This is a genomic window from Vibrio sp. Vb1554, from assembly GCF_033344235.1.
This window is the reverse complement of the sequence record NZ_JAWPOJ010000264.1, coordinates 1-1,242: the sequence shown is the minus strand read 5'-3', so window position 1 is coordinate 1,242 and position 1,242 is coordinate 1. Positions and strand designations below refer to the sequence as shown.

Below are 1,242 nucleotides of genomic sequence, written 5' to 3'. Positions count from 1 at the left end.
ATTATGTGATCCATATTGATTGTGTCATCAATACAAACCTATATAATCGGCTACTTGCCGAGAAGAAGGAAAGTAACCACATGATTTATAAAGAAAGGGAAACATGGTTAGAAGCCATTTTAAACACCCTACCGGATCATGTGTTTATCCTAGACGAAAGCGGGCGCTATATTGAAAGCTTTGGTGGTACCCACCACTCCAAAACGTTCAACGCAGAACGCTACACTGGCTTACAGCTTAGCGATGTCCTTTCCCCAACCAAAGCAGATGAACTCATGGGGTTTATTTTTGACGTTATGCAAGATAACGAAACGAAAGTCGTGAAATACAACCTTTCTCTGCATGACCACCTACTCCTGCCTATAGAGGAGCTAGAAGCGTTAGAAAATCCAGAAGAAATGTGGTTTGAGGCGATTATCAAACCAGTTAACGCTCCTGAAAATGCAAACAAACTGGTGATCTGGTCTGTACGTGATATCACTAAGACTCATTTACTAGAGCAACGCCTTAAACAATTATCAGAAACTGATGCACTTACTGGTCTTCTCAACCGCCGGGCGTTTGTCTCCAATTTAGATAATGCGATCATTCAACATACAAAACGTTCTAAAACACTTTCATGCTTGATGATCGATATTGATCACTTCAAAGATATTAATGATAGAGTTGGCCATTTTTCTGGTGATCATGTTATCACTCGCATTGCTCACGTTTGCCAAGGAGTCATTCGTGGCAGCGACTTTATAGGTCGATTGGGAGGAGAAGAGTTCGCAGTAATCTTAACAGATACGAATGCGATTCAAGCGTATGAAGTAGCTGAACGCATCCGCCAAGCTATACAAGCAACGATCTGTCATGTCGATGACGTTGAAATTACGACCACTGTTAGTATTGGTGTAGCAGAGTTGAATTCACAACAATCCAACGCAAAAGAGCTTCTAATCGAGGCCGATAAAGCGATGTACTATTCAAAGCACTCAGGACGCAATCAAGTCACCCTAGCTTACGAAAACCTGCCAGATCTTAAGCTTTATCAAGCCGGTCACTTAAAAATACAAAGAGTTTCTTAAATATAAGTTCCCCCTTTCTGACCACAATAACATCGCTAAAAACTCGCTTATCTAAAAACCTTATAACTATTAGTAAAAGTGCTCTATATCCGTTCGCTATTTATCGACCTAAACCACCATCATGACATCCTTAATATCGACTTTAAAAAGCTCGCAAGTCAGCAAAAATCCA

Annotated in this window: 1 protein-coding gene; it reads left to right on the top strand. The window is 40.5% G+C overall.

From position 1 onward, the window contains the following. The first annotated feature begins 80 nt into the window (after positions 1-80). Positions 81-1,070, top strand: coding sequence for a sensor domain-containing diguanylate cyclase (locus R8N28_RS25520; protein ID WP_140143987.1), 990 nt, complete (start codon positions 81-83; stop codon positions 1,068-1,070). The last annotated feature ends 172 nt before the right edge of the window (positions 1,071-1,242 follow it).